Genomic DNA, 23,312 nt, shown 5'->3' with positions numbered 1-23,312 from the left:
CCGGTCAGCCAACGTGACAGTGCCCGCCGGTCGCCTCCGTGCAGAAGTCCTGATCGTGCGACAGGCGGTTGCCATGCAGCCGCATGAGGGGGCTGAAGGTGCCGTACTGCAGCCAACGGATCAGCACCTCGCGGTACCCCGGACCGCCCGGGCGGCCGCCGGCGAAGCCGCCGATGTCGGGTGTTCCACCAGGGGATACCGCTCTTGGCGACGTTCTGCCCGGCCCTGATCTGGCGGGCGACGGCGTCGAAGATGGGCGGGATGTCGCAGGACCACAGCGCGGCCCCGTACATCTGGCTGCCCGCCCATGCGGACCGGACCAGGGACAGCGGCCGGTCGTCGCCCGCCGCGCGCAGCCCGCCGGCCACCGCGCGGGTGTGCAGCAGGGGGTAGAGGTTCGCGGCCTCGGCTGCCGGCCCGGCCGCGTAGACGGCGCGTTCGGCGGCCTCCGGGCTCGGGTCGGGTTCGCAGGCGTCCAGCCAGAAGTTGCCCACGCCCAGCGAACGACCGGGTCAGCGGTCGGTCACCGCGCGGCGAAGCGGATCGCGGTGGGCAGCGGCGTGTCGAGACCGTCGGACGTGACGTGGACACCCTCCGGTCCCGATTCGGCCTTGACGGGTTGGCCGTCCAGGCGTTCTGCCGTATCCGGATCCAGCAGGCCCGGACGCGCCTTCAGCACGATATGCCCGCCGGCCCCGTCAGGAACGTCGGCCACGAAGGCGTAGACGTGGCGCTCGTCGCGGGTCCAACGCACCCAGGGGCCGCCGTTCTGCGGGTCGGCGGAACCTGGTTCCAGTGGCGTGGTGGCGTGCACGGCCTCGGAGTGGCAGGCCATCCATGACGCCATGCCCTCCAGAACGGCGCGTTGCTCCTGCGGGAGGGTGCCGTCGGCCTTCGGACCGACGTTGAGCAGCAGGTTCCCGCCGCGTGAAACAACGTCGACCAGCAGGCGGACGGCGCATGCCGGATCCAGCATGTGCTCGGCGCTTTCCACTTGGTTGTAGCCGAAGGAGAATCCGATTCCCCGGGTGTTCTCCCAGCAGGCTGCCCGCTCGTTGGCCCGGTCCAGCTCGTACTCGCTGGTGAGGTAGTCGGCGTGGGCGCTGTCCCAGCGGTCGTTCACCACGCCTTCCGGCACGGTGGCGTAGTAGTGCGAGAACAACTCCGGCAGTTCGGCCCGGCCCGCTCGGGGCCAGCCCATGTCGTTCCACAGCACCGCGGGGTGATACCGCTCGATCAGGTCGAGGACCTGCCGGTGCGCGTAGGCGGCGTAGGCGGCCTCATGGGGCCTCCCATCGTCCATCCGGTCCTCGTGGAGAACGGGGTCCCGGCGTCCGGCGTACCAGTCGATGCCGCCGGAGTAGTACACGCCGAACCGCAGGTCGCGGGCCCGGACGGCGTCGGCGAGGTCGGCGATCAGGTCTCGGCGTGGACCGCGATGGACGGTGTTGCGGGTACCGGTGCCCGGGGCGTCCCACAGGGCTATTCCATCGTGGTGCTTGGTCGTGGGGACGACGTAGCGCGCACCCGCCCGGGCGAACAGCTCCACCCAGTCCGCGGGGTCGAAGAGCTCGGCCTTCCAGACGTCGAGGAACTCGTCGTAGGGGCGTCCGCCGTGCATGGTGCGATGGTGTTCCTGGGCGGGGCTGCCCTCGATCCGGATGGTGCTCCAGTACCACTCGGCGTACGGGTTGTGCTTGAACCACACATCGGGGTCGACGTCGCCGAGGGCGCCGATGGGCTCGGCCCAGGCCGGCACCGAGTACGCGCCCCAGTGGATGAAGATGCCGAATTTGGCGTCGGTGAACCACTCAGGGACCAGCCGACCGCTCAGAGGGAACTCGTTCATGCTTGAAACTCCCGCTACATCGCATTTGTTACGCGAGGAACCGTGAACACTGGGGGGGCGCGCCGGATGCGGCGACCTGGGAAATCGACAGGTCGGAAGGTATTGCGGTGGGTACGAACCTCGCGGCGCTCCCCCTTCAGCAAGCAGTCCTCGACAGCGTCTGGGAGGCCCTGTGACCGAGGAGCCCTCGGGCGGGCCGGGCGAGCCGGCCCGCCTGAGGGAGGGGGTGATTTTTTCCTGGTGTGCCGGTGACGGTCAGGAGAGTTTGATCAGCGTGTAGTCGTCGCAGTATCCGGCGGAGGTGCCGGAGTTCTTGTAGCAGTAGACGGTGGCGGAGGTGTTGCCGCTTCCCGTGGTGAGGAAGATCGGCTGCTGGGCGTAGGCGGTACCGGTGGTCTTCGAGAAGCTTTCGGTGCCGCCGAAGTTCTTCACGCCGACGGCGACCTGCTCGCTGCCGCCTGCGGCCTTGGCCCAGCCGGTCAGCAGGTAGGTGGCGCTGGGCGACAGACCGCCGGTGGCCTGGTCCACGCCGCTGCTGGAGGCTCCGGTCTGCAGGGAGTGAGTGCCGGTGCGGGCGTTCGAGGTGACCACGGAGGATCCGCTGCCGCTGAGGGTCCACGGGCTGAGCGAGCCCGTCTCGAAGCCGGCGTTCGTCAGGAGGTTTGCAGGGGTGGACACGCGTTCCACCGCGATGTCGTCGCAGTTCCCTGCAGCGGTGCCGCCGGAGTTCTTCCAGCAGTACAGCGTGGCCGTGGTGTTGGTGGAGCCGGTGGTGAACAGAACGGCGGCCTCGGAGTACGAGGTTGTGGCGATGTTGGTGAAGGTTTCGGTGCCGCCGTAGTTCTTGACGCCTATGGCGAGAGTCTCCCCGGCGTTCGTCACCTTGGCCCAGCCGGTGAGCAAGTAGGCGGTGTTGGGGGTCAGCCCGGTCAGGTTCTGGTTGGCGCCGCTGCCGCTCGCCTGGGTCGTCAGGGCGTACCCGCCGGTGCGGGGGTCCGAGGAGGTGACCGAGGGGGCGGCGCCGCTGTTGGTCCACGGGCTCATCGCGCCGGTCTCGAAACCGGCGTTGGCGACGAGGTTGCCGCCGGTGCCGTTGTAGGCGCCGATGTTGGGCGCGGCCGTGGCGGAGACGGTGTTGCCGAAGGCGTCCTTGCCACCGTTGCCGCTGATGACCGCCCCGGCCCGGATCACCGGGGACGAGGGGTGGACCTGGTAGGCATCCGTGCCGGTGAACGAGGAGGAGGTGTCCGCGTTGCCGGGGTTGCGGAACTCGGGGTCGCTGACGACCTTCGCCGAGTCGGCCGGCTCGGAGGACGGGTGGGTGCCGTAGAAGAGGTTGTTGGAGTAGACGGATCCTGCGCTGGTGGTGAAGTAGCCGCCGGTGCCGTAGTTGAACACCGCATTGTTGCGGAAGGAGAGGGTGCCGGTGACGCTGGTGCCCCGGCGCGAGTACAGGATCGGGGTGTTCAGGCCGCTCTGGTTGATGTAGATGCTGTTGTTGTAGATGAGCGGGACGGCGACCGAACTGCCGCTCCTGTTCGGGATGTTGCCGACGAAGTGGAAGACACCCGTGCCGTGGGTCGGGGTGCCGGCGGCGGGGCAGCCGACGTTGGTGCCGTCGTTCTCGCTGATGTTGTAGCGGATCACCGTGCCGTCACTGGGGACGGTCGAGGTGGGCTCGTTGGCGATCGAGAACGGCGGCATGATCAGCATGAAGCCGCCGAGGTTCTGGTGGCTGTAGTTGTACTGGAACGTGGTGTTGTGGTTGCCCCAGTCCACGTCGTAGCCGGTGCCGTCGGCGCCGTTGACGTGGCAGTAGACCTCGTTGTTCTGGACGACGGTGTCGTTGCTGCCGGACATCCAGATGCCGGCGGAGGCGCCGTTGCAGTACTGCCCGGAGGGCGGGCAGGTGTGCTTCGCGCCGCCGTAGCCGGCCTTGTTGCCGTCGATGACGGCGCCGTCGTTCTTGACGACGAGGATGTCGTCCGCGCCGTCGTAGGTCATCGTGTTGTCACGGATGACCGTGCCCGTGGTCTGGCCGGTGCCCTGGCCGTCCCCGTCCGGGGTGACGGCGACGGCGATGCGGTCGACGTGGTCGAAGGTGTTGTTCTCGACCACCACGTCGTCCCAGGTGGAGACGGGTGTGGTGTGGTCGGTCTGGACGCCGACGCCCGCGTTGGTGGCGTACCAGCCGCCCGACCAGCCGCTGATGTGGTGGATGTTCATGTCGTGCACCCGGATGTGGTGCAGGACGCCGCCGGAGCTGTTCTCGGCGAGGACGCCGGAGCGGTAGGCGGGCGAGGAGGCCGCGTTGGTGAGTTCCAGGCCGCCTATCTCCCAGTACTGCTGGTTGAGCAGGTGGATGACGGGGCCGGTGGCGCCCTTCGCGTCGATGACCGGCTTGGCTCCGGTGCCGTACGACCCCATGGTGACGGGGCTGCCGGAAGCGCCGGAGCCCTGCGGAGCGAGCTGGCCGGAACACGTCGTGCCGGTGGCGAAGAGGATGTTGTCGCCCGCGCCGAAGGTGGTGTTGTTGACGCTGGTGACGGAGTTCCAGGGGCTGGCCTGGGTGCCGTTGCCGTTCGTGGCGGCCGAGCAGTTGACGTAGTAGGTGCTGCCTGCCGCCATGGCGGCAGGGGCCGGGAGGAGGAGGGCGCCCGCCAGCGTGGCGAGCAGGGTGAGGACGCGGGACGCCCTGAGGCCTGGGCGGTCCGATCTGCGACGCTTCATTGCGACGCTCCTTGCTGGGTGGGTGTGTCCTCCGCGTCGCGGGATGCGACGCGGGGCTTCCTGCACCGGGCGGGTCGGCCGAAGCGGGCACGTCCGGAATCTGTGGCGGGGGCGGAGGGCTTCAGCGCGGCGGGATCGAGACCGGCAGCGGCGTTTCGAGGACGGAGGCGTGGCGCATGCCCGGCGGCAGCGCCAGGGAGACGGGCTCCCAGTCCACGCCGTCCTTGCTGCGAGCCGCCCCGTATCGCCCTTCGAGGTAGTGGTCGAAGATCATGACCAGCTCGTCTCCGCGCCGGAAGATCGACGGCCCCTCCACCACCGAGGGGGTGACCGGTCCCGTGCCGGTGGTGTACGGACCGCCGGGGGTCTCGAAGGCGGTCAGGTGGATGTCCTTGTGCGCGGTGGCGAGGTCGTTGGTGCCGCGCTCGTCCTTGAAGGCCATGAGGAACCCGCCCTCGTCCAGCTGCCGCACCGTGGCGTCGATGACCGAGTGACCGGGGTCGAAGAAGACGTCGGGGGCCGAGAACGTGCTGAAGTCCTCGGTGGTGCAGTGCCAGATGCGGTGGTCCTGGCCGACATGTTCGTAGTCGCGGCCCTCGGCCGTGCTCCCGGACTCGACGACCGACGACCAGATGAGGTGGTACAGCCCGGTTGCGCGGTCCAGGAAGAACTCCGGAGCCCAGGCGTTGTGGGCGCCGTCCACCCCGGCCATGACCGGGACCAGTTCCTGGTCCGACCAGGTGAGCAGGTCGGCCGAGGTGGCGTGGACGATGCACGGGCTCGTCCAGCCGTCGGTGGCCAGCAGATGGAACAGCCCGTCGGGGCCCGTCCCGATGAACGGATCCCGCAGCCTGCCGGTGCCGACCGTGCCCCGTAGGACGGGCCGGCCGCCGTTCACCACCGAGAACTCCGCACCGTCGTGGCTGTAGGCGAGGTGGAGCGCCTCGTCGGTGTCGGTGAAGTATGAGACCACGTACATCGGTGGTTGGTCCTTCCGGGATGTTCGGGACGGCGGGGATGCCGGGCGTCGGGGCATGGGGGCGCCCTCGACGGTGACGGTGTTCGTGTTCAGGCCTCGGCGGCCGGGCCGGGCTCTACGACTTGACGGCGCCGGCCGACATCCCGGCGACCACGTGCCGCTGCAGGAAGACGAAGATCAGCAGCAGCGGGAGCACGCCGAGCAGGGCGGCCGGGAACAGGGTCGTCGGCTGCACGGTGTGCGGGTCGATGAAGGAGTAGGCGTTCACCATGACGGTGCGTTTGCCGGGGTCCTGCAGGAAGACCAGCGGAACCAGGAGGTCGTTCCAGACCTGGAGGGCGACGAAGGTCAGCAGCGTGCTGGTGATCGGGCGCAGCAGCGGCAGGATGATGGTGAAGAAGGTGCGGAACGCTCCGCAGCCGTCCAGGGCGGCGGCCTCCTCCAGGTCCACGGGGATCGAGCGGACGAAGCTGGTGTAGAAGAACACGGCGACCGGGAGGTTGATGGCCGTGTAGATGATGACCACTCCCGCGTAGCTGTCGAGCAGGTCCAGGTCCCGCATCAGCAGGTACAGGGGCGCCACAACTACGAAGATCGGTACCGAGGTGCCCAGGATGAACAACCGGTACACCCAGGTCGACCAGTTCTGGGTGATGCGGGCCAGCGGGTAGCTGGCCAGGGAGCCGACCACGGTGATGCCGAGACACGACAGAGCCGTGATGAGCAGTGTGTTGAGCGCGCTGCGCCCGTAGTGGATCTGCCCGAAGGCCTCGGTGAAGTTGTGCAGGGTCAGGGAGTGCGGGAAGCCCAGCGGGGACCTCGCCACATCCGCCGCGGTGCGCAGCGAGGTGACGACGGTGAAGAGGAACGGCAGGACGAACATCAGCGTGCCGAGGCACAGCAGCACAGTGCCGAGGGTGCCGGAGGTCCGGCGCCAGAGGGTGGAGATCATGGTTGCCGTCCGTCAGATTCGTCGCTCGCGAAGCCGGAGCAGGGAAGAGGTGGCGCTGGACAGGACAACCACGGTGACCAGGAGCAGGACCGAGACCGCGATGCCGAAGGCGAACTTCCCGCCGCCGAAGACGTTGCGGTAGACGAGCATGGTCAGGGTGTCCGTGGCACCGGCCGGGCCGCCGTTGGTGAGCACGAGAGGAAACTCGAAGACCTTGAGCGAGCCGATGAGGCTGAGCGTGACGTTCACGGTCAGCGCGGGAGCCAGCATCGGCCACTCCACGCTGCGGAACCGCTGCCAGCCGCTCGCGCCGTCCACCGCGGCCGCGTCGAGCAGCTCGGGGGGCACACTCATGTAGCCGGCGAGGAAGATGGCGCAGGAGTAGCCCGCGAACATCCAGACGTTGACGGCGGCGACCGCGTACAGGGCGGTGGAGGTGTCCCCGAGCCAGACGTGCTGCAATGAGTCGAGCCCGAACAGGCCGAGCAGCGCGTTGATGCCGCCCTCCGGGGCGAACAGGTACGACCAGATGAAGGCCGCCATCACCGGGGAGACGAGCGTGGGGGTCAGCAGCACCACGCTGAGCGTCTTGCGCACCCTGGGCCGGCGGAAGAGCAGGCTCGCGAAGAGCAGACCGAGTCCGTTCTGCGCGACCACGACGACCGCCGCGTACAGCACGGTATGCCACAGGGCCGCGGTGACCTTCGGGTCGTCGGCCATGGCACGGTACTGCTCCGTGCCGACGAAGTTGGCGATCGGTCCGCCGAGGCTGTCGGTCATGCTCAGATACACGCCGCGGGCCAGTGGATACAGCATGAACACGCCGTATATGACGATCGCCGGAAGCAGGAAGGCGGCCATGGTGGCACGCCGTCGGTGGAACACGGGGGTCCTCCTCATGCCCGGACGGGCCGTGGTGGGGGCGGTCGGAGCCGCCGATCGTGCTCCCACCACGGCTGACCAGGGGTGGCCGGTTACTTGGCGGACGCCGCGGTCTGGATGTCCTTGAGGGTCTGCGCGGCGGATTCCTTGCCCAGCAGGTAGGCCTGGATCCTGGAGCCGGTCTCGGTCTCGGCGGCCGCGGCGTACCAGGAGTTGGACGGGAGGATCCGGTAACGGCCCTCCCTGAAGGCCGTGGTGAAGGTCGTGGTCTCGGCGGATTCCGGCGTGATGCCGTCCGTGAACGGAGACTCCGCGTTCTCGGCCCCCAGGTACTTGGCGAGGTTCTCGTTCTGCGACCAGAACTTGACGTACTCGCGGGCCGCGTCACCTTGCTGCGACTGGGAGTTGACGCCCCACATCGTGCCGGCGAACAGCATGCTGTTGGGCTTGGTGCCCTCGGCGCCGCCCGGCCAGGGGGCGAAGGAGACCGGGAAACCGGCCTTCTTGATGTTGGAGACCTGCCATGCGCCCTGGTACCAGAAGGCGCTCTTGCCGGCGCTGAAGTCCTGCGGGCCCTGTGCCCACTCGTCGACGCCGAGTTCGTTCTTCCAGCTGATGTACCCCTTGTCCTCCAGGGTCTTCAACTGCTCCAGCGACGACTTCCAGTCCGGGTCGAACGACGCCTTGCCGTCGAGGAAGTCGGCGTCCCACTGCTTGTTCTTCTGGTAGACGGTGGTCGAACCGCTCGCCTGGAAGACGGAACTGCCGGTCCAGCCGCTCTTGTCGGGCAGCGCGATGGGGTCGATGCCGGCCTTCTTGACCTTGGCGAGGTCCGCGAGGAAAGTCGGCCAGTCGGCAGGGACCTCGGTGATGCCCGCCTTCTTCAGCAGGTCCATGTTGGCGTACAGGCCGATGCCGATCAGCTCCATCGGCATCGCGAGGGTCTTGCCGTCGGCCTGCGCGTAGGGCTTGGCATCGGGGGCTATCCGGCTCGCCCACGACTCCCCGGACAGGTCGGCGAGGTAGCCGGAGGCGCCCCACTTCTTCATCTTGTCCGTGTCGACCATGATCACGTCGCCGGCCTTGCCACCGAGCAGCTCGGGCTGGAGCTTCTGCACGTAGGTGTCGTTCGCGGTGATGTACTCGAAGTCGACCTTGATGTCGGGGTGGGCCTTCTCGAACGCCTTGTTGATCTCGGCGACGTTGGCGGGCTCCGCGCCGCCGCCCTTCCACGCCTGTACGTGGAGGGTCACCTTGCCGTCCTTGGAGGCACCGGACGACCCGCCTCCGCACGCTGCCAGCGACATCGCCATGGCGGCGACCGTGGTGGCGACCGCGAGACGTCTCCCAGAGCGCTTCATTGCACACCTCACCCATCGTCGGTACGGACCGACTTGTCATCTCTGAAGGGGTTTGAACGGGCTGGTCCGTTTCCGTGCCGGGGAAGTACTGACACATGCGGAAAGGGATCGTTCCACCCGCCTTTGCGGCGATCGTTCATGCCGATTGCGGGGACTGTAACGCAAAACTTAAGCGACATCTATACGTAACTTTCTGTCGCCGGTCAGCGCGGTCAGCGTGGTCGCCAAGCCTTGAAGGGTAGGCCAAATGGCCAGTTAAGACCGTTTTTTTCAGGTTTGAACCCTGCGTCGATGAGGGGTGTCGTTGACGGTCCCGCCGCCTTATCGTTACACTTTCCAGCGTGTGTTCATGGGTGAGGGAAGCCCTTCCGGCTCCGCTTGGACGAACGGAGCCGCTTCGCCGAAGTCGGCAGACAGAAGGAGTTCGGGTGGCAGGACGGGCGACCATCGCGCAGGTGGCCGAGGAGGCCGGCGTCTCCGCGATGACCGTGTCCAATGTCATCAACGGCAAGCCGGGGGCCTCCGATGAGACCCGACGCCGTGTCATGGAGGTGGCCGGACGACTCGGCTACCGGCCGAACGTCTCGGCCCGCAACCTCAAGGCCGGCCGTAGCGGGCTCGTCGGCCTCATAGCGCTGGACCTGACCAGTCAGTACGGCCTGGAGATTCTGCGCGGCGTCGCCGACGAACTGGCCAGTGCCGAGCAGGAACTGCTCGTCAACGCCACCTACCACGACGCGGTGCGGGAAAAGGACCGCATCGAGTTCCTGGCCCGTGGCCTCGTCGACGGTGTGCTCATGATCGCGCCGGTCCTCGAGGACGAGACCGTCGAACTGCTGCGCCGTCAGAAGCTGCCCTGCGTCATCATCGACCCCCGGCGGCTGGACGTACCGCTGCCCCGCCTGAGCGTCGACAACTACCACGGCATGCGTCAGGGCACGCAGCACCTCATCGACCTGGGGCACACCCGCATCGCCTACCTCCGCGGTGAGGAGGACCTGGAAAGCACGTCCATCCGCTTCCAGGGCTACGAGGACGCGATGCGGCTCGCCGGACTGGAGGTCGACGAGCGGCTGGTCGCCACGTGCGACTTCTCCTACGCCTGCGGCTTCCGCACCACGGCTCGTCTGATCGACGAGCACAGTCCGACGGCGATCGTCGCCGGCGCCGACCTGATGGCGCTCGGCGCCGTCGACGCCGCCCGGGCGCGCGGCCTCAGCGTGCCCGCCGACTTCTCGGTCGTCGGCTTCGACGACCTCCCGCAGGCGGCGCAGAGCTTCCCCGGCCTGACCACCGTGCGTCAGCCGCTGCACGACATGGGCCAGAAGGCGGCCCGCGCGCTGCTCTCCCTCATCGACGGGCAGAGGCTACTCATGGAGCACATGGAGGTGGGCACCGAACTCGTGGTGCGCAACTCCACCGCCCCGCCGGCGGCACGGCGTGACCCTGCGATGCCGCACCGGCACGCCGCGAACCAGGCGGGGCGTGAGGGCGGCGCCCGAAGGGCGTCCGCGAACGGGTGACGGCCCTCCGCTCCAAACTGTCACCCGGCCGTGGCATCGGGAACGAAGGGCTCGTCCGGGCTCGTGGGCGAAGGGCGCCCCACCCGTAGGAAGTTGCCGCGTCGGCCCAGGTGCGGCCCTTGGGCGGACGGCCGGTCACGCCCGCTTCGTCTTCGAAGCAGATGAACGCGCCGGTCGCCGCCCGGAGGGTTTACCTCCTGCCGGTTCACATCCCGCCATGCGGTGATCGCTTCTTCGTCGCGTTCGGTGGCGGGCCGGGCGGGCATCTGCGCCTCTCGTCTACGGAGGCGCGCCGACCGAGACACTCTGGGTGTGAGACACCCATACAGGTCACATAACCCCGTCCAGGCCGGTGTCCCCGGGCAGCTGCGCGGCCGCTGCCCGGATCTCGGGGAACGAGGGCGTCATGTCGGTGCCGCGGCGGGAGCGCAGCAGGACGCGGCCGTCTGCGTAGCGGGCGAGCTGGGCGCGGTAGCCGTCCCACTTGGGTTATGCGCCTGTTGAGCTGTTCGCGGATATCGTCCAGCGCCATGTCGATCACGGGATGGCGGGTTCACTTCACTCGCCGTGAGCGGCCGTGGCCACGCGAGGCGACGGCATTCATGCGGGAGTTCAGTACCGTGTTCGCTGGGCTCGAACAGCGTCTGGACGAGTTGGGAGTGCCCGAAGGGCAGCCGTTCCTGATCAGCCCGGAGGGCGAGTACGACATCGCGTTAACCCGGTACTTCTCGGTGTGGCTGGCGTCCTCTCCGTGGAATACGCAGGCCGCCCATGCCCGTGACCTGCGTACGTTCTTCGACTTCCTGTGGTTCGCGCGCGGAGTGCACAACTGGCGTGGAGCCACGGTGGACGATCGCGCGGCGTACGAGTGGTGGCGTCGACGGGATGAGCGCGGGCCGCGGGTGGAGGACACCTCGTGGGACCGGGAGGTCTCGACGGTCAACCAGTTCTACCTGTGGGCGATCGAGCAGGACCTCGTTCGGGCGAATCCGATTCGGCAGCGCGTGGCAGCTGCGTGGTCGCCGTGGACGCGTGGACCCGGCCGGGGAGAGGTGCGGCACGTGCCGGCGGAGGCGTCCCATACGGGGCCGCGCCAGGAGGTGAAGTGGCTGCCGCCGGCCTCGTATCGGCTGTGGCAACGTTGGGCTGTGCGGCTTCGATGCGGGAGAGCTGCCACGGTCGGGGTTCCGTGGACGGTGGGCTGCGCGGAACGCGGCGTACGCCGATTCGATGGTCCGCACGGGGCTGCGGCTGTGTGAGCAGTCGGTGCTGACGGTGTTCGAGCTGCCGGAGATGCCTCCGGCCGGGTCGGGGATTGTCAACGCCCGTGCGGTCTTGCCGCAGGCGATCGCCAAGGGCTCCTCGGGGCGGGCGGTGTACTGGCCGGTGTCGGCCTTGCGGGACGTGCGCGACTATATGGAGTGGGACCGGCGCGAGATGCTCGACTATGGCCGTACGCGCGGCTTCTACACCCCGACCCGGCGATCGCTGCTGGTGGAGGACCCCTCCCGGCCGGCAGTGCGGATGGCGGGCCGGTGGGTTCCGGTCGGCAGGCTCGACGGTGTCGAGCGGCGGCGTGTGCTGGTGGCCACCGCTGATGCGTGTCCGCGGCTTCTACCTGGACATCCAAGAATGGGCCCACGACGACCCGTTCTGGGCTCAGTGGGCAGTCCCCAGCCCGATCACCCGCGGCGACGGCGCGGGCAACCACAAGATCGTCGCCCAGGTCCACTCCCGGATGCACCAGCGCGTCCGTGAACGCCTGCCCCGTCTGCCAGTCCTGCTGGAAACCGCAGAGCGCGTCCGCAGCGAGGCAGCCGCGCTGCTGGAAGCCGCCCGAGCCACCCCCTTCGAAGAGGTCTTCGAGCACGAGGGCACCCGCTACCTGCGCATCCTGCCCAAGGTCAACCAGATCCCCAGCCGTCTGGATCACGGCTCCCAGCACGTCTACATCAAGGAGGTCTACAGCACCGGACGCCGGATCAACCAGAGCATCGTCGAAGACGACGCCTTCTGGGCCTGGGCAGCCATCGAGACCCTCCGACACACCGGCGTCCGTGCTGAAGAACTGACCGAGCTGACCCACCTCGCCCTGGTCTCCTACAAGCTCCCCGACACCAGCGAGATCGTCCCACTGCTCCAGATTGTGCCGTCCAAGAGCAACGAGGAGCGGCTCCTGCTCGTCAGCCCCGAGCTGGCCAGCGTCCTGGCCACCATCGTCAAGCGCCTGCGCGATGCGAACGACGGCAAGATCCCCCTGGTCGCCCGTTACGACCAGCACGAGCGCGTCACCGGCCCGCAGCTCCCCCGCCTCTTCCAGCGCCGGCCCTACTGGCAGGCCCAGGTCTTGAACGAGACCAGCATCAAACGTTTCCTCGACCGCACCCTCGTGGCCACCGGTCTACGCGACGCTGCCGGAGAGCCCCTGCGCTACACCCCGCACGACTTTCGCCGAATGTTCGCCACCGAAGCCGTCACCGGGGGCCTGCCCGTCCACATCGCCGCCCGCATCCTCGGGCACAAGACGCTGGCCACCACCCAGGCATACCTCGCCGTCTTCCAAGACGACCTGGTGCGGACCTACCGCAGCTTCCTGGACCGGCGCCGGGCCGACCGGCCCCAGGAGGAGTACCGCGAGCCCACCGAGCAGGAGTGGCGCGACTTCCAGCAGCACTTCGAGCTGCGCAAGGTCTCCCTCGGTACCTGCGGACGCCCTACGGGACCCCCTGCAAGCACGAACACGCCTGCATTCGCTGCCCGGTCCTCCAGATCGACCCCCGCCAGCGTGGCCGCCTCATCGAGATCATCCAGAACCTTCGCGACCGCATCCGCGAGGCCCGCGGCAACGGCTGGCTCGGAGAAGTCGAAGGACTCCAGGTCAGTCTCGACGCCGCCACCGCCAAGCTCAACAGCCTCAGCCGGGCCCCGGTCGACGGCCGACCCCAACTGGTCGACCTCGGCATGCCCGTCTTCACCGACCCCGCACCGCCGCGTCCGCGAGAACCGGGAGAACACGGGGCCCGGGCCTGAGGCTCTCGTGGAGTCACAAGCCAGCAGCGGTGAGCATTCGATACATCTGGGTCGGCCGCAGCACGGAGTTGGCAGCGGCATCGTCGGCTACCTGGGGGTCTGGGTCAGAGAGCAGATGCTCCAGCAACGCGTCCGTGATGTTGGGGTGACGGGCGACCCCGCGGCGCAGGAAGGACTCGGCAGCGGCGGCGAGTTGCTGAAGTTCTGGCACTGGTAGTTCTGGGTCTTGCAGGGCGAGGTAGCGCACGTTCGGGCTTGGTTCGTCAACGAACGTGCGCAGCATGTGACGGGGGAAGTTGGGGTGGTCGACGAGTAGCGGTCGGATGTGGAATACGTCGCCGTGTGCGCGTACCAGCCCTTCCAGGACCTCCGGTGGTGTGTCTGGCCGACGGGCGGCGGCACGACGGACCAGGAGTTCCGGGTCGTTGTCCAGCCGACGCCATGCCTCTTCAGGCAGGTCGTGACAGGAGGCCAGTACGCGCCGGAATGTTGTGTACCGGCAGTCCAGGTAGGTCATCTGCTCGTTGAGGGCGCTTCGCGCAGCCAGTCCGGTTCGGCGAAGTTCCAGTTCAGAGCCACCTCGGCCTCGATGCTTCCGTCCGCGCGTTCGGCTTCTACGAGCGCATACAGTCGGTCCCGGGTTTCGGCGTCCACATGGCGACTCTGCGCAGCCGCGATCCGCACGAGGGGGTCGTTGATGTCCAGTAGCCGGGCAATCATCTCTGCCGATAGATGAGGGTTCCCGGCGACAGCCTGATGGACCTTCTCTTCCTCGCTCCGCATGAGCTGCACAAACTGCTCCGACGTGAGCGGGGCGTAGCGCGCCACGTTGACGCACACAGCAGCGTCGGCAAGGCAACGCTCCCTCCACTCAGGCGGGACACCCGGTTGCCTGTGCTCGGTGGCGGCTGCACGGACCTGCGGATCCGGGTCGGCGAGTAGTTCCACTTGCACGGCGAGAGGCCGGTCGTACCAGGCTCGCGCGACCGCGGCGCGCAGGCTCGGACTCGTCGCGCTGACGAGTGCCGCCCGAGGCTGGCCGTAGGCTTCCTCCAGGGCATCGATGCCGATCGGCACCTTGCGATCCACCATGCCGCGGACAAAGTCTGCGTACGCGTCACGGATCGCCGGATTGGGATGCTCGGCGATCCTGCGGCGCATCGCCGGGGAGACCCGGTCTCCGTGAAGGCGCACCGCGGTGTTGTCGTCGCCGTGCGTCAGCAGAGCCTCGACAACAGCGTCCTCCAGCCGCCCGCGACGCAGCGATATCCCGTGTCGGCCGGCCTTGTGTGTGGCCAGGCGTATCAGGACGTCCTGAGGGGCTGTTGGGTTCCGCCCCAGCCCGGACATCTGGGGGTGATCGAGGCTTGTCATGCGCTCAACCTAGTCGGGCCGCTGCGTGCCAGCCTTCCATTGGTCCTTAGAACTCCTAACGAAATGATCTTCGAGGTGGTTGGATCACTCCCGGACTGATGATCTGGGGGTGCGGGGTGGCGCGGCCGAAGCCGTGGGAGGTCGACGACAAGCTGTGGGCGGTGATCGAGCCGCTGTTGCCGAAGGTGGAACGCCGAAGTCGGCATCCTGGGCGCAAGCGGCATCCAGATCGGCTGGTGTTCCAGGGCATCCTGTTTGTGCTGCACACGGGGACCGCGTGGGAACACCTGCCGCAGGAACTCGGCTTCGGCTCGGGCATGACCTGCTGGCGCCGTCTGGCTGAGTGGACCGAGGCCGGGTATGGCCCCGGTTGCACGAGGTCCTCCTTGCCAAGCTGCGCGGCGCGAACGCCCTGGACTTCTCCCGGGCGGCCGTCGACGGCTCCCACATCCGGGCATTAAAGGGGGGTCCAAGACGGGACGAAGCCCCGTCGACCGGGGCAGGACGGGCAGCAAACACCACCTGATCACCGACGCCACCGGCATCCCGCTCGCCGCCACCCTGACCGGCGGCAACCGCAACGACGTCACCCAGCTGATCCCGCTCCTCCAAGCCGTGCCGCCAGTGCGGGGCAAGCGCGGCCGGCCCCGGCGCCGCCCGGATGTAGTGCTGGGCGACCGCGGCTACGACCACGACAAGTACCGCCGCCTGGTCTGGGACCTCGGCGTGAAGCCGCTGATCGCCCGCCGCGGCACCGAGCACGGCTCCGGCCTGGGCACCCAACGCTGGGTCATCGAGCGCGCGTTCGCCCACCTGCACTGGTTCCGCCGCCTGCGGATCCGTTGGGAGATCCGCGACGACATCCACGAAGCCTTCCTCACCCTGGGATGCGCACTGATCTGCTGGAGAAGACTCCGCACTGCGACGGGCCTTTGAGGCGGCAGGTTCAGGGGCCAGTGACCCCCTCCGCCAGATCCTTGATCACGTTGAGGCGGTGTTCCCACTGGGTGGCGAGGGTGTCCATCCATCGCGTCGTCCGCCTCAGTGGTTGCAGGTCGGCTTCGTAGCGGACCTCACGTCCGGCTCGGTGGGCTCGCACCAGTCCGGCGCGGTCGAGGACGGCCAGATGCTTGGCCACCGCCTGGCGGGTGACAGGGAGGCTTGCTGCGAGGGACGTCGAGGTCGCGCCGCCTTCGCGGGCAAGGACGGCCAGGATCTCTCGGCGGATCGGGTCGGTCAGGGCCACCAGGACGTCTTCGGGGGCCCGTTCGCCCTCGGTGGTGCGGGTCATGCCGTGGTCTGTTCGCAGGCCGCGCGCAGTTGGTCGAGCTTGCCGGGCCAGTTCTGGCTGTTGGCGCGATGCCGGTCGGTGGCCTCGTCGGTGGGCAGCCCGAGGTGCGCGAAGCCGCTCTCGACCATGGTCAGCCGGGTGCCTCCGGTGGAGCCGTCTTCGGTCAGGGTGAACTCGACGAGAGTGGCGTTGGAGTCGTCCGGCTCCTCGCCTGCGGCGCCTTGGGACCACCGCCAGGACAGGACGCGCGGCGGCTCGACCGTCTGGATACGGGCGGGAATGACGCCGTGGATGCCGTGGTCGAAGACCAGCAGACCGCCGGGGTGCAGGTCGATCTTGACCGGCTCTCCATTGCCGAACCAGCGGCCGAGGAAAGCGGGCTCACTCAGCACGGACCAGACCCGTTCCCTGGAGGCGTTGATCAGGATGGCGCGTTCGATCGTGTTGGGGATCATTGCAACCTCATCTCATCCGGATGCGCTACCCAAATGTTGCACATCTGGAAACCCATGCGCAACTGATTGGTTGCACATGGGGGGTGGCGCTGCTCGGGTTCCGCCAAGCCTCGAGCACCGCTACTCATTTCGTTAGGAGTTCTTAGACCGTGTCCTACGTGGTGAGGCGGACGAGTCGTTTGTAGCAGCACAGGGCGGCTGCCAGTCCGAGAAAGGCCAGGTAGTTGCGGGGATCGCGCTCGTAGCGAGGGCTCAGGCGTCGGTAGCCGGACAGCCAGGACATCGTCCGCTCGATGACCCAGCGGCGGCGACCCAATCGTTCGCTGGACTCGATGCCTTTGCGCGCGATCCGTACTCCGATGCGTTTGCCACGTAACCATTTCCGCAGGTCGGCGCGGTCGTAGGCTTTGTCCGCGTGGAGGCGCTGGGGCTTGAAGTACCGTCCGCGGTGGGGGTCGTGTCTCGTTTGGTGACCCTCGACCATGGGCTTCAGCCCTTCGCTGTCGTGGGTGTTGCCGGCCGAGACGCCGACGAGGAGGGGCAGTCCGTTCGCGTCCGACAGGACGTGCATCTTGGAACCCGGCTTACCCCGATCCACGGGGCTCGGACCTGTGTGTTCGCCCCCTTTTTAGCCCGGACGTGAGCGGTGTCCAGGAGGACGCGGGTGACGTCGATAAGGCCGGCGTCGTCGAGCCGGTGCAGCACGGCCTCGTGTAACCGCCCCCAGAGGCCGGCTCTCGACCAGATCAGGAACCGGCGGTGGGCGGTCGACTTCGATATGCCGAAGCAAGGCGGTAGTTGGCGCCAGGCACATCCGCTGACCAGCACGTAGATGATCGCCGCGAACAGCGTCTCATCAGGCGTGTCCTGCGTTCCGCCGCCCTGCGGCCGCACCCTCGACGGCGGGATAAGCGGCTTCGCGATCTCCCACAGCCCGTCCGGAACAATCCCACTCCACGTACCCCGCCCCATACCGAGGTCAACGACGCCTCACCACGTAGGACACGGTCTTAGACATCGTTTCTTATGGCGGCGGCTTGTCGTTTACGGTTCATGGCTGACTTGATTGAGCGGCTGGTGCCGGATGAGCTGTGGGTGCTGTTCCGGCGCGTTGTGCCGCCTACAGAGGTGAAGCGTTCCCAAGGCGGAGGTCGACGCCGGGCGGGTGACCGCATTGCCGGGCCTTGACCCTTGATCCTGGACACACGAGACACTTGATCCTGAGGATCTGAGAACGGACATCTCGTGGTCATGAAGAACTATCCGTCGCAGTTCAAGGCGGACGCGGTCGCGCTGTACCAGTCGCGGCCCGAGGCGACGATCAGGCAGGTCGCCGCCGATCTGGGGATCAACCCCGAGACCCTGCGCAAACGGGGTCCGGGCAGCCGGTGCGAGCCGGCCCCGGGGGCGCCGGGCGGAGGTGCCGACCGAGCCGCCGACGCTGTTGGAGGCGGAGAACGCCGCTCTGCGGAAGAAGGTCCGTGAGCTGGAGGAAGAGCGCGAGATCCTGCGGAAGGCGGCGAAGTATTTCGCCGGGGAGACGCGCTGGTGAACCGCTTCCAGTTCGTCGCTGACCATCAGCGCCGTTACGGCGTGAAGCGGCTGTGCATCATCCTGGGCATCGCCCGCTCCAGCTTCTACTACTGGCGGGCGACGGCCGCGGACCGGGCCGCCCGGCAGGCGGCCGACGCCCGCCTCGCCGCCCGGATACGGGCCGTGCACCGCGAGTCGGACGGCGCCTACGGCGTCCCCAGAATCACGGCCGAGCTCCGCGAGGCGGGCGAGCGCGTCAACCACAAGCGGATCGCGCGGGTGATGCGGGGTGCCGGTCTATCGGGCATGCGCTTGCGCCGCAGACACCGCAGCACTGTTGCGGACCCGGCCGCGGCGAAGGCCCCGGACCTCATCGGCCGCGACTTCACGGCAAGCGAGCCGAACACGAAGTACGTCGGTGACATCACCTATCTCCCGCTGGACGGCGGGAAGTTCCTGTATTTGGCCACCGTCATCGACCTCGCCTCACGCCGCCTGGCCGGCTGGGCGATCGCGGACCACATGCGCACCGACCTCGTCACCGACGCCCTGTCCGCCGCCGAACGGACCCGCGGCAGCCTCTCCGGGGCGGTCATGCACACCAACCACGGAGCCCAGTACACCAGCCGGGCCTTCGCCGACGCCTGCCGCCAGGCCGGCGTCCGCCAGTCCATGAGCGCGATCGGCAGCTCGGCGGACAACGCGCTCGCCGAGTCCTTCAACGCGACGTTCAAACGCGAGACGCTTCAGGGCCGAAAGCACTGGTCCAGCGAACGCGAGGCCCGTCTCGACGCGTTCCGCTGGCTCAACCGCTACAACACCCGACGCCGTCATTCCCGCCTCGGACAACGCAGTCCCATCGCCTACGAGACAGCACTCGACACAACATCAACTACCCTGGCCCAAGCCGCATAGCCCGTGTCCAAGATTCCGGGTCAAGGCCCGTCACCCCGAGGTGAAGGTGATCTGCCGGGACCGTTCCAGCGGTTACGGCGAGGGAGCACGGGCCGGGGCACCGCAGGCCGAGCAGGTCGCTGACCGCTACCACCTGTGGGCCAACCTCGGCCAGGCGGTCGAGAAGACAGTCAACGCCTATCGCTCCCGCCTGGCTGAACCGCCTCCCGGCCGGGAAGGCAACCCCGACCACCTGGAGGCAAAGCCCGAGGTGGTCCAGCCACCAAAAGAGCTGAAGATCGTGACCCGGCTGCGTGAGCAGCATGCTGCCGCCCACGAACTGTGGGAACAGGGGATGTCGAAGGCGGCGATCGGCCGGAAACTCGAGCTGCACCAGGCCACTGTCCGCAAGCTGGTGGGTGCCCGCTCCGCGGACGATGTCGTTGCCAAGAGCCTGCAGCGGGCGCACATCGTGGACCCGTACGTCGGCTACCTGCACCGGCGTTGGAACGAAGGCGTCAGAAACGCCGCACAGCTCTACCGCGAGATACAACAACTTGGCTACCCGGGTGGGGAGTTGGCCGTCCAACGACACCTGCGGCGCTACCGCACCGGGCGCGGACACGCACCTGCCGTGGGCCCCAAGCCCCCGTCGGTCCGCGAGGTCACTTCCTGGATCATGACCCACCCCGAACACCTGCGGGGCAGGGATGCCGACGAGCTGCACCGCCTGCGTGAGCGCGATCCCGAGCTGGACCGGCTCACCGGTCACGTCAGAAAGTTCGCCGCGATGATGACCGGACGCCACGGCGACCGCCTCGAGGACTGGATCGCCACTGTCGAACAGGACAACCTGGCTCCACTCGCAGGCTTCGCCCACAACCTCCGCCGCGACTTCGACGCTGTCCGCAACGGGCTGTCCCTGCCCCACAGCTCCGGCGCTGTCGAGGGCAACATCAACCGGCTGAAGATGCTGAAGCGCCAGATGTTCGGCCGGGCCAGCCTCGATCTCCTTCGCAAACGCGTCCTGCTCACACGATGAGCAGCACGGTCCGGATCACAAGATCGTCGACAGAACCCTGATCTTGACGTTGATGGCGTCGACGAAGAGGACCGGGTAGACGCTGTCCAGCGGGCGGTTGGACCATTCCGCCATGCCGTCCATCACCTTGTCGGTGATCGTGGAGATGGTGGCCTTGGACACGCTCGCCCCGTAGACCTCAGCCAGGTGCGCGGAGATCTCTCCGTGGGTGAGCCCCTTCGCGGACAACGACAGCACCACCTCGTCCACGCCGGACAGCCTGCGCTGGCGCTTTTTGACGATGGCCGGCTCGAACGTGCCCGCCACGTCCCGGGGTACATTGACCTTTACCGGGCCGACATCGGTCAGCACGGTCTTCGCCCTGGTGCCATTGCGGGAGTTGCCGCTGCCCGGCCCTCGGCGTCGTGCTTCTCGTATCCGAGGTGATCCGTAATCTCGCCCTCCAGGGCGGACTCCAGCACCCGCTTGGTCAACTGCTGCAGCAGCCCGCCCTCCCCGGTCAGCTGCAGACCCTCGCTGCGGGCCCGGTCCACCAGCATCGCGACCAACTGCTCGTCACTCGCCAGCACCGGCGCAGCCACCGGCTCGACATCCGCGCGCGCTATCTGCTCGATGGTGGTGTCGCTCATCAGGCGTCTCCTTGATCATCGGATCCGCCGATCATTGAACACTCCCGGCTCCCGGCGGGTCTGGAGGTTAGTAGTCGAGGTCGAGGTAGTCGATGTCGTTGAGGGTGACGTCGGAGAGGCCCATGGCGCGGGCTCCGCCGTCTTGGAAGTAGATGTCTTTGAATCCTTCGGCGATGATCTGGCGCATCTGCTGGTCGCTGGCTCCGGCGTCGCGGGCGTTGAACAAGCGCTGTGCGTAGGTCGGGGGGAGGTGGACGGTAAGCCGTCGGAATCTTCCGTCGTCGGTGGTGCCGATGGGTGCGGTGTATCCGAAGCGGGCCCTTGTCTCTACGGTGATGCCCGTGGTGGTGGCGGCCTGTTTCTGTCGGCGTTTGCGGACCTGGGGCTGCCAGCGGGTCCGTACGGCGGCGTCGATGCGGTCCGTGATCGCCTGTGGCGGGTGTTTGCGTTCGCCCTTGCGGTAGCGCTCGACCGACCGCTGGCTGACCCCGATCTCCTCGGCGACAGCGCGGGTCGTCTTGAGCTGCTTGATCAGGTAGCCGATCTGCCCTTTGAGGGTCTTGGGGGGCTGGCGGGTGAACGCTTCCCTGTCGGCCCGCTCGATGGCGTCCTCGATTTCTGCCACGGCTCAGCCTTTCTCGACGGTGGGGTCCTGGCCGCCGGTGTCGGCCGACGGGGTCCGCGTCGTGTGCGTCCATCCGGTGTCGGGCACTGGCCTACTCTCCTTCGTCGAGGACGGCGTCGCCGCCTTTGATGTGGCGGGCGGGGTTGTGGCCCTGTTCCATGAGGTCGACCGCCCAGAGCATCGACTGGACGCCCTCCAGCTTCGCTAGGCCGGGGGTGGGTCCGAGGCGGAAGCCGCCGGGCTGGGGCTTGCCGGAGGCGGCGTAGGGCAGGAAGTCCAGCGGGCTGTCCCCGGGGCTGGGGTAGACGACGCAGTCGGAGAGCACGGCGAGCGGGTACAGGCCCGTCATCGTGGCCATGTTGCGCATCTTGCGGTGCATGTTGACGCGGGCCTTGGAGATGACGGCGGCGCGGATGTCGGGCCGCCAGGTGGGGCGTTGGAGGGCCGGCCACCGTTCGCCCTCCTTGTATTTCCTGCCCTGGGGGCGTTCGCGGAGCTTGCCGATGCCGCCCTTGACGGTGGCCTTGATAGCCGCCAGGACAGCCGCCATGGCCGGGTCGGCGTCTTTGTGCCGCTCCATCGCCGCCAGGAACTGAACGTCCGTGAGTTCCTTGGTGACGCCGAGGTCGGTGAGGGTGTCGATGTACGCCTCCTTGAGGCGGTCGTGCCACGGGTCCAGGTAGGCGCCGGTCTCGCGGCGCAGGTACGCCTCGAGCGGGGCGACGTTGTGGCCGAGTTCCTGGGCGTAGGCGACGGTGTGCGTCTGATACCAGGCAGGTCCCGTCGGCCGCTCCCCGGTCGGTGTGAACGGTGAGGGCAGGCGCGGGTCCACCTCGACGTGGGACAGGTCGACCAGCCAGCTCCCGGGGATCTTCGGGTTGAACGTTGGGGCGTGGAAGTGGTCGGGGCCGGACAGGCCGACGACCAGGCGGGCCGCGGCGGCGAGGAAGGCGGTGTTCAGGTCCAGGCCGACCGCGTACGGAAGTGTGCACTCTTCATCGCTGAGCAGGTCCACCGGCCGCACCCACTGGTACGCCTCCTCGTTCAAGAACCCGCCGCTCCAGCCGCTGTCCACGACGACCGGGTGTTCGGGGGTGGCCTCCGGCGGCGCGGGGGCCATCGGCTCGGTGCCAAGGCTGCCGGGGTTGTGGCCGGGCACCCAGTTCCCGCTCGCCTCGTCGCGCACCGCGCGGGTGGGCGGGCGCAGCGCCGTCATCAGCTCAAGGCCCGATACGGCTGTGGAGCCGCGCGGGGTGATGACCCGGGTCGCGTACACGCCGAGGACGCGGGCGACGTCGGCCGGCTCCATCTCCGCCACCCCGGGCCAGGACCGCTCGTCGAGGGCGTCCCAGGACAGGATCGCGAGCTGCACGCACTGCCGGTCGCGTCCCTGTGCCTTGCGGTAGATCCTTGCCCACGGCCCGAACCCGCGCTGAGTGAGCCGCCACTTCGCCTTCGCCACCTGTTTGACCACCGGGTGGTCCTCGGGCAGGCGCAGGGAGCGGCGCTGTTCGTGGCCTTCCAGGCGCTCGGGCAGTCCGAGTTTCACGGCGGCTGCGGCGGTGAGGACGATCAGCGGGTCGGAGTCCTTGCCGTAGCGGTTGAGCTTCGGCGCGCCGAGGCCGGACTCGCGCAGCGTCCACTCCACCAACTCCGGAACGGTGGTCGCCGGGCAGTCCAGCACGATCCCGCCCGTGCCGTACGCGCAGCCGTCACCGTCCAGGACCGCGAGCGGGCCGTGCGGGAAGCGCGGGTCGGCTGCCGGCTGCGCCGCCCTCTTCGTGGCCGGACGCCGCGACGGCGCAGCAGGCCGGACGGCAGGGCGTGCCAGCGCCGCAGCCGGAACGGCGGAAGCCTGAGGGGCCGCGGCATCTGCCGTCTCCGCCCTGGACGCACCCGGTTCGGCAGACGCCGCAGGCACGGTCGCGGCAACCGGAACTGTCGGAGCTGTGCCGGGGGCGGGGTACTTCGCCGCCCACCCGTTCAGCAGCCGCTGGTAGGCGTCCAGGCGCGGCGACTTCGGCTCGCTGCGGCCGTTCTCCCAGTTCTTCACCGACTGGGTCGTGGTCTTCAACGCGGCCGCCAGGCGGGCCTGCGTGATGCCGGCGGCCTCACGCAGCCGGGCACGCTCCGCCGGTGGCGGCAGGTGCGGCTCCTCGTTCA

17 protein-coding genes and 7 pseudogenes are annotated in these 23,312 nt (G+C 68.3%); 7 read left to right on the top strand and 17 right to left on the bottom strand.

Annotated elements, in window-relative coordinates:
* Positions 1 to 4: 4 nt before the first annotated feature.
* From QA802_RS00115 to QA802_RS00080, 8 genes and pseudogenes are all read right to left on the bottom strand, one after another.
* Positions 5 to 127 (bottom strand): TIM-barrel domain-containing protein, encoded by a 123-nt coding sequence (locus QA802_RS00115; protein ID WP_334534186.1) that lies wholly within the window; start codon positions 125 to 127, stop codon positions 5 to 7.
* A gap of 118 nt (positions 128 to 245) precedes the next feature.
* Positions 246 to 494: pseudogene (locus QA802_RS00110) on the bottom strand (TIM-barrel domain-containing protein); the annotation flags it as partial.
* 29 nt (positions 495 to 523) lie between these two features.
* Entirely contained in the window at positions 524 to 1,849 is a 1,326-nt protein-coding gene (locus QA802_RS00105) for an alpha-L-fucosidase (protein WP_334517157.1), read from the bottom strand.
* Between the two features lie 255 nt (positions 1,850 to 2,104).
* On the bottom strand, positions 2,105 to 4,579 hold the full coding sequence (locus QA802_RS00100; RefSeq protein WP_334517155.1) for a carbohydrate binding domain-containing protein: 2,475 nt from the start codon (positions 4,577 to 4,579) through the stop codon (positions 2,105 to 2,107).
* Positions 4,580 to 4,700: 121 nt separating this feature from the next.
* On the bottom strand, positions 4,701 to 5,558 hold the full coding sequence (locus QA802_RS00095; protein WP_334517153.1) for a glycoside hydrolase family 43 protein: 858 nt from the start codon (positions 5,556 to 5,558) through the stop codon (positions 4,701 to 4,703).
* A 115-nt stretch (positions 5,559 to 5,673) separates the two neighbouring features.
* A complete protein-coding gene (locus tag QA802_RS00090; RefSeq protein ID WP_334517151.1) occupies positions 5,674 to 6,510 on the bottom strand; it encodes a carbohydrate ABC transporter permease in 837 nt (278 codons plus the stop codon).
* 12 nt (positions 6,511 to 6,522) lie between these two features.
* Positions 6,523 to 7,395: a carbohydrate ABC transporter permease gene (locus QA802_RS00085; RefSeq protein ID WP_334517149.1), complete on the bottom strand. Its 873-nt coding sequence runs from the start codon at positions 7,393 to 7,395 to the stop codon at positions 6,523 to 6,525.
* Between the two features lie 89 nt (positions 7,396 to 7,484).
* Entirely contained in the window at positions 7,485 to 8,753 is a 1,269-nt protein-coding gene (locus tag QA802_RS00080; RefSeq protein WP_334517148.1) for an ABC transporter substrate-binding protein, read from the bottom strand.
* A gap of 428 nt (positions 8,754 to 9,181) precedes the next feature.
* Here QA802_RS00080 and QA802_RS00075 point away from each other — a divergent pair, with 428 nt between their 5' ends.
* On the top strand, positions 9,182 to 10,276 hold the full coding sequence (locus QA802_RS00075) for a LacI family DNA-binding transcriptional regulator (RefSeq protein WP_334517146.1): 1,095 nt from the start codon (positions 9,182 to 9,184) through the stop codon (positions 10,274 to 10,276).
* A 330-nt stretch (positions 10,277 to 10,606) separates the two neighbouring features.
* Here QA802_RS00075 and QA802_RS00070 read toward each other — a convergent pair.
* Positions 10,607 to 10,750: pseudogene (locus QA802_RS00070) on the bottom strand (ATP-dependent DNA ligase); the annotation flags it as partial.
* Between the two features lie 56 nt (positions 10,751 to 10,806).
* Between QA802_RS00070 and QA802_RS00065 the strand changes: the two are divergent.
* Together QA802_RS00065 and QA802_RS41385 are read left to right on the top strand one after the other, a co-directional pair.
* A complete protein-coding gene (locus QA802_RS00065) occupies positions 10,807 to 11,535 on the top strand; it encodes a site-specific integrase (protein ID WP_334517144.1) in 729 nt (242 codons plus the stop codon).
* Positions 11,536 to 11,723: 188 nt separating this feature from the next.
* Positions 11,724 to 12,773, top strand: a pseudogene (locus QA802_RS41385) (site-specific integrase); the annotation flags it as partial.
* A gap of 546 nt (positions 12,774 to 13,319) precedes the next feature.
* On the opposite strand, the gene QA802_RS41380 reads toward QA802_RS41385, so the two are convergent.
* A complete protein-coding gene (locus tag QA802_RS41380; protein ID WP_443042053.1) occupies positions 13,320 to 13,823 on the bottom strand; it encodes a variant leucine-rich repeat-containing protein in 504 nt (167 codons plus the stop codon).
* Complete coding sequence (locus QA802_RS00055) at positions 13,820 to 14,680, bottom strand: hypothetical protein (RefSeq protein WP_334517140.1); 861 nt, start codon at positions 14,678 to 14,680, stop codon at positions 13,820 to 13,822. Before QA802_RS00055 ends, QA802_RS41380 begins: the two co-directional genes overlap by 4 nt.
* A gap of 98 nt (positions 14,681 to 14,778) precedes the next feature.
* On the opposite strand from QA802_RS00055, the pseudogene QA802_RS00050 reads away from it, so the two are divergent.
* Positions 14,779 to 15,616: pseudogene (locus tag QA802_RS00050) on the top strand (IS5 family transposase).
* A 10-nt stretch (positions 15,617 to 15,626) separates the two neighbouring features.
* On the opposite strand, the gene QA802_RS00045 reads toward QA802_RS00050, so the two are convergent.
* From QA802_RS00045 to QA802_RS00035, 3 genes are all read right to left on the bottom strand, one after another.
* Positions 15,627 to 15,971, bottom strand: coding sequence for an ArsR/SmtB family transcription factor (locus tag QA802_RS00045; RefSeq protein WP_334517138.1), 345 nt, complete (start codon positions 15,969 to 15,971; stop codon positions 15,627 to 15,629).
* Positions 15,968 to 16,426: an SRPBCC domain-containing protein gene (locus tag QA802_RS00040; protein ID WP_334517136.1), complete on the bottom strand. Its 459-nt coding sequence runs from the start codon at positions 16,424 to 16,426 to the stop codon at positions 15,968 to 15,970. Before QA802_RS00040 ends, QA802_RS00045 begins: the two co-directional genes overlap by 4 nt.
* A 154-nt stretch (positions 16,427 to 16,580) precedes the next feature.
* Positions 16,581 to 17,398, bottom strand: a protein-coding gene (locus tag QA802_RS00035) for an IS5 family transposase (RefSeq protein WP_334517135.1) whose coding sequence is annotated in 2 segments (ribosomal slippage) — positions 16,581 to 17,056 and positions 17,056 to 17,398 — 819 coding nt in all. Because the reading frame shifts where the segments join, the coding sequence is not laid out codon by codon here.
* Between the two features lie 273 nt (positions 17,399 to 17,671).
* Here QA802_RS00035 and QA802_RS00025 point away from each other — a divergent pair.
* From QA802_RS00025 to QA802_RS00020, 3 genes and pseudogenes are all read left to right on the top strand, one after another.
* Positions 17,672 to 18,874, top strand: a pseudogene (locus QA802_RS00025) (IS3 family transposase).
* Positions 18,875 to 18,914: 40 nt separating this feature from the next.
* Positions 18,915 to 19,013 (top strand): annotated as a pseudogene (locus QA802_RS41375) (hypothetical protein); the annotation flags it as partial.
* A gap of 195 nt (positions 19,014 to 19,208) precedes the next feature.
* Positions 19,209 to 19,895, top strand: coding sequence for a transposase (locus QA802_RS00020; protein WP_443042249.1), 687 nt, complete (start codon positions 19,209 to 19,211; stop codon positions 19,893 to 19,895).
* Between the two features lie 36 nt (positions 19,896 to 19,931).
* Here the strand turns inward: QA802_RS00020 and QA802_RS00015 are convergent.
* From QA802_RS00015 to tap, 3 genes and pseudogenes are all read right to left on the bottom strand, one after another.
* Positions 19,932 to 20,434, bottom strand: a pseudogene (locus tag QA802_RS00015) (transposase); the annotation flags it as partial.
* 157 nt (positions 20,435 to 20,591) lie between these two features.
* A complete protein-coding gene (tpg, locus tag QA802_RS00010; RefSeq protein ID WP_334517131.1) occupies positions 20,592 to 21,149 on the bottom strand; it encodes a telomere-protecting terminal protein Tpg in 558 nt (185 codons plus the stop codon).
* 91 nt (positions 21,150 to 21,240) lie between these two features.
* Positions 21,241 to 23,312, bottom strand: a 2,072-nt coding sequence (gene tap, locus QA802_RS00005) for a telomere-associated protein Tap (protein ID WP_334517129.1), incomplete at its 5' end; no start/stop codon positions are given.

Origin of the sequence: Streptomyces sp. B21-105 (assembly GCF_036898465.1) — a bacterium.
Taxonomy (GTDB): Bacteria; Actinomycetota; Actinomycetes; order Streptomycetales; family Streptomycetaceae; genus Streptomyces.
The sequence above is the reverse complement of the archived record's forward strand: the minus strand, read 5'-3'. Positions and strand labels throughout refer to the sequence as shown.

Coding starts and splice junctions, on each gene's coding strand:
- QA802_RS00095 (WP_334517153.1), bottom strand. CDS start 5,558: ATGTACGTGGTCTCATACTTCACCGACACCGACGAGGCGCTCCACCTC.
- QA802_RS00090 (WP_334517151.1), bottom strand. CDS start 6,510: ATGATCTCCACCCTCTGGCGCCGGACCTCCGGCACCCTCGGCACTGTG.
- QA802_RS00045 (WP_334517138.1), bottom strand. CDS start 15,971: ATGACCCGCACCACCGAGGGCGAACGGGCCCCCGAAGACGTCCTGGTG.
- QA802_RS00080 (WP_334517148.1), bottom strand. CDS start 8,753: ATGAAGCGCTCTGGGAGACGTCTCGCGGTCGCCACCACGGTCGCCGCC.
- QA802_RS00065 (WP_334517144.1), top strand. CDS start 10,807: ATGTCGATCACGGGATGGCGGGTTCACTTCACTCGCCGTGAGCGGCCG.
- QA802_RS41380 (WP_443042053.1), bottom strand. CDS start 13,823: ATGACCTACCTGGACTGCCGGTACACAACATTCCGGCGCGTACTGGCC.
- QA802_RS00105 (WP_334517157.1), bottom strand. CDS start 1,849: ATGAACGAGTTCCCTCTGAGCGGTCGGCTGGTCCCTGAGTGGTTCACC.
- QA802_RS00020 (WP_443042249.1), top strand. CDS start 19,209: ATGTCGAAGGCGGCGATCGGCCGGAAACTCGAGCTGCACCAGGCCACT.
- QA802_RS00100 (WP_334517155.1), bottom strand. CDS start 4,579: ATGAAGCGTCGCAGATCGGACCGCCCAGGCCTCAGGGCGTCCCGCGTC.
- QA802_RS00055 (WP_334517140.1), bottom strand. CDS start 14,680: ATGACAAGCCTCGATCACCCCCAGATGTCCGGGCTGGGGCGGAACCCA.
- QA802_RS00040 (WP_334517136.1), bottom strand. CDS start 16,426: ATGATCCCCAACACGATCGAACGCGCCATCCTGATCAACGCCTCCAGG.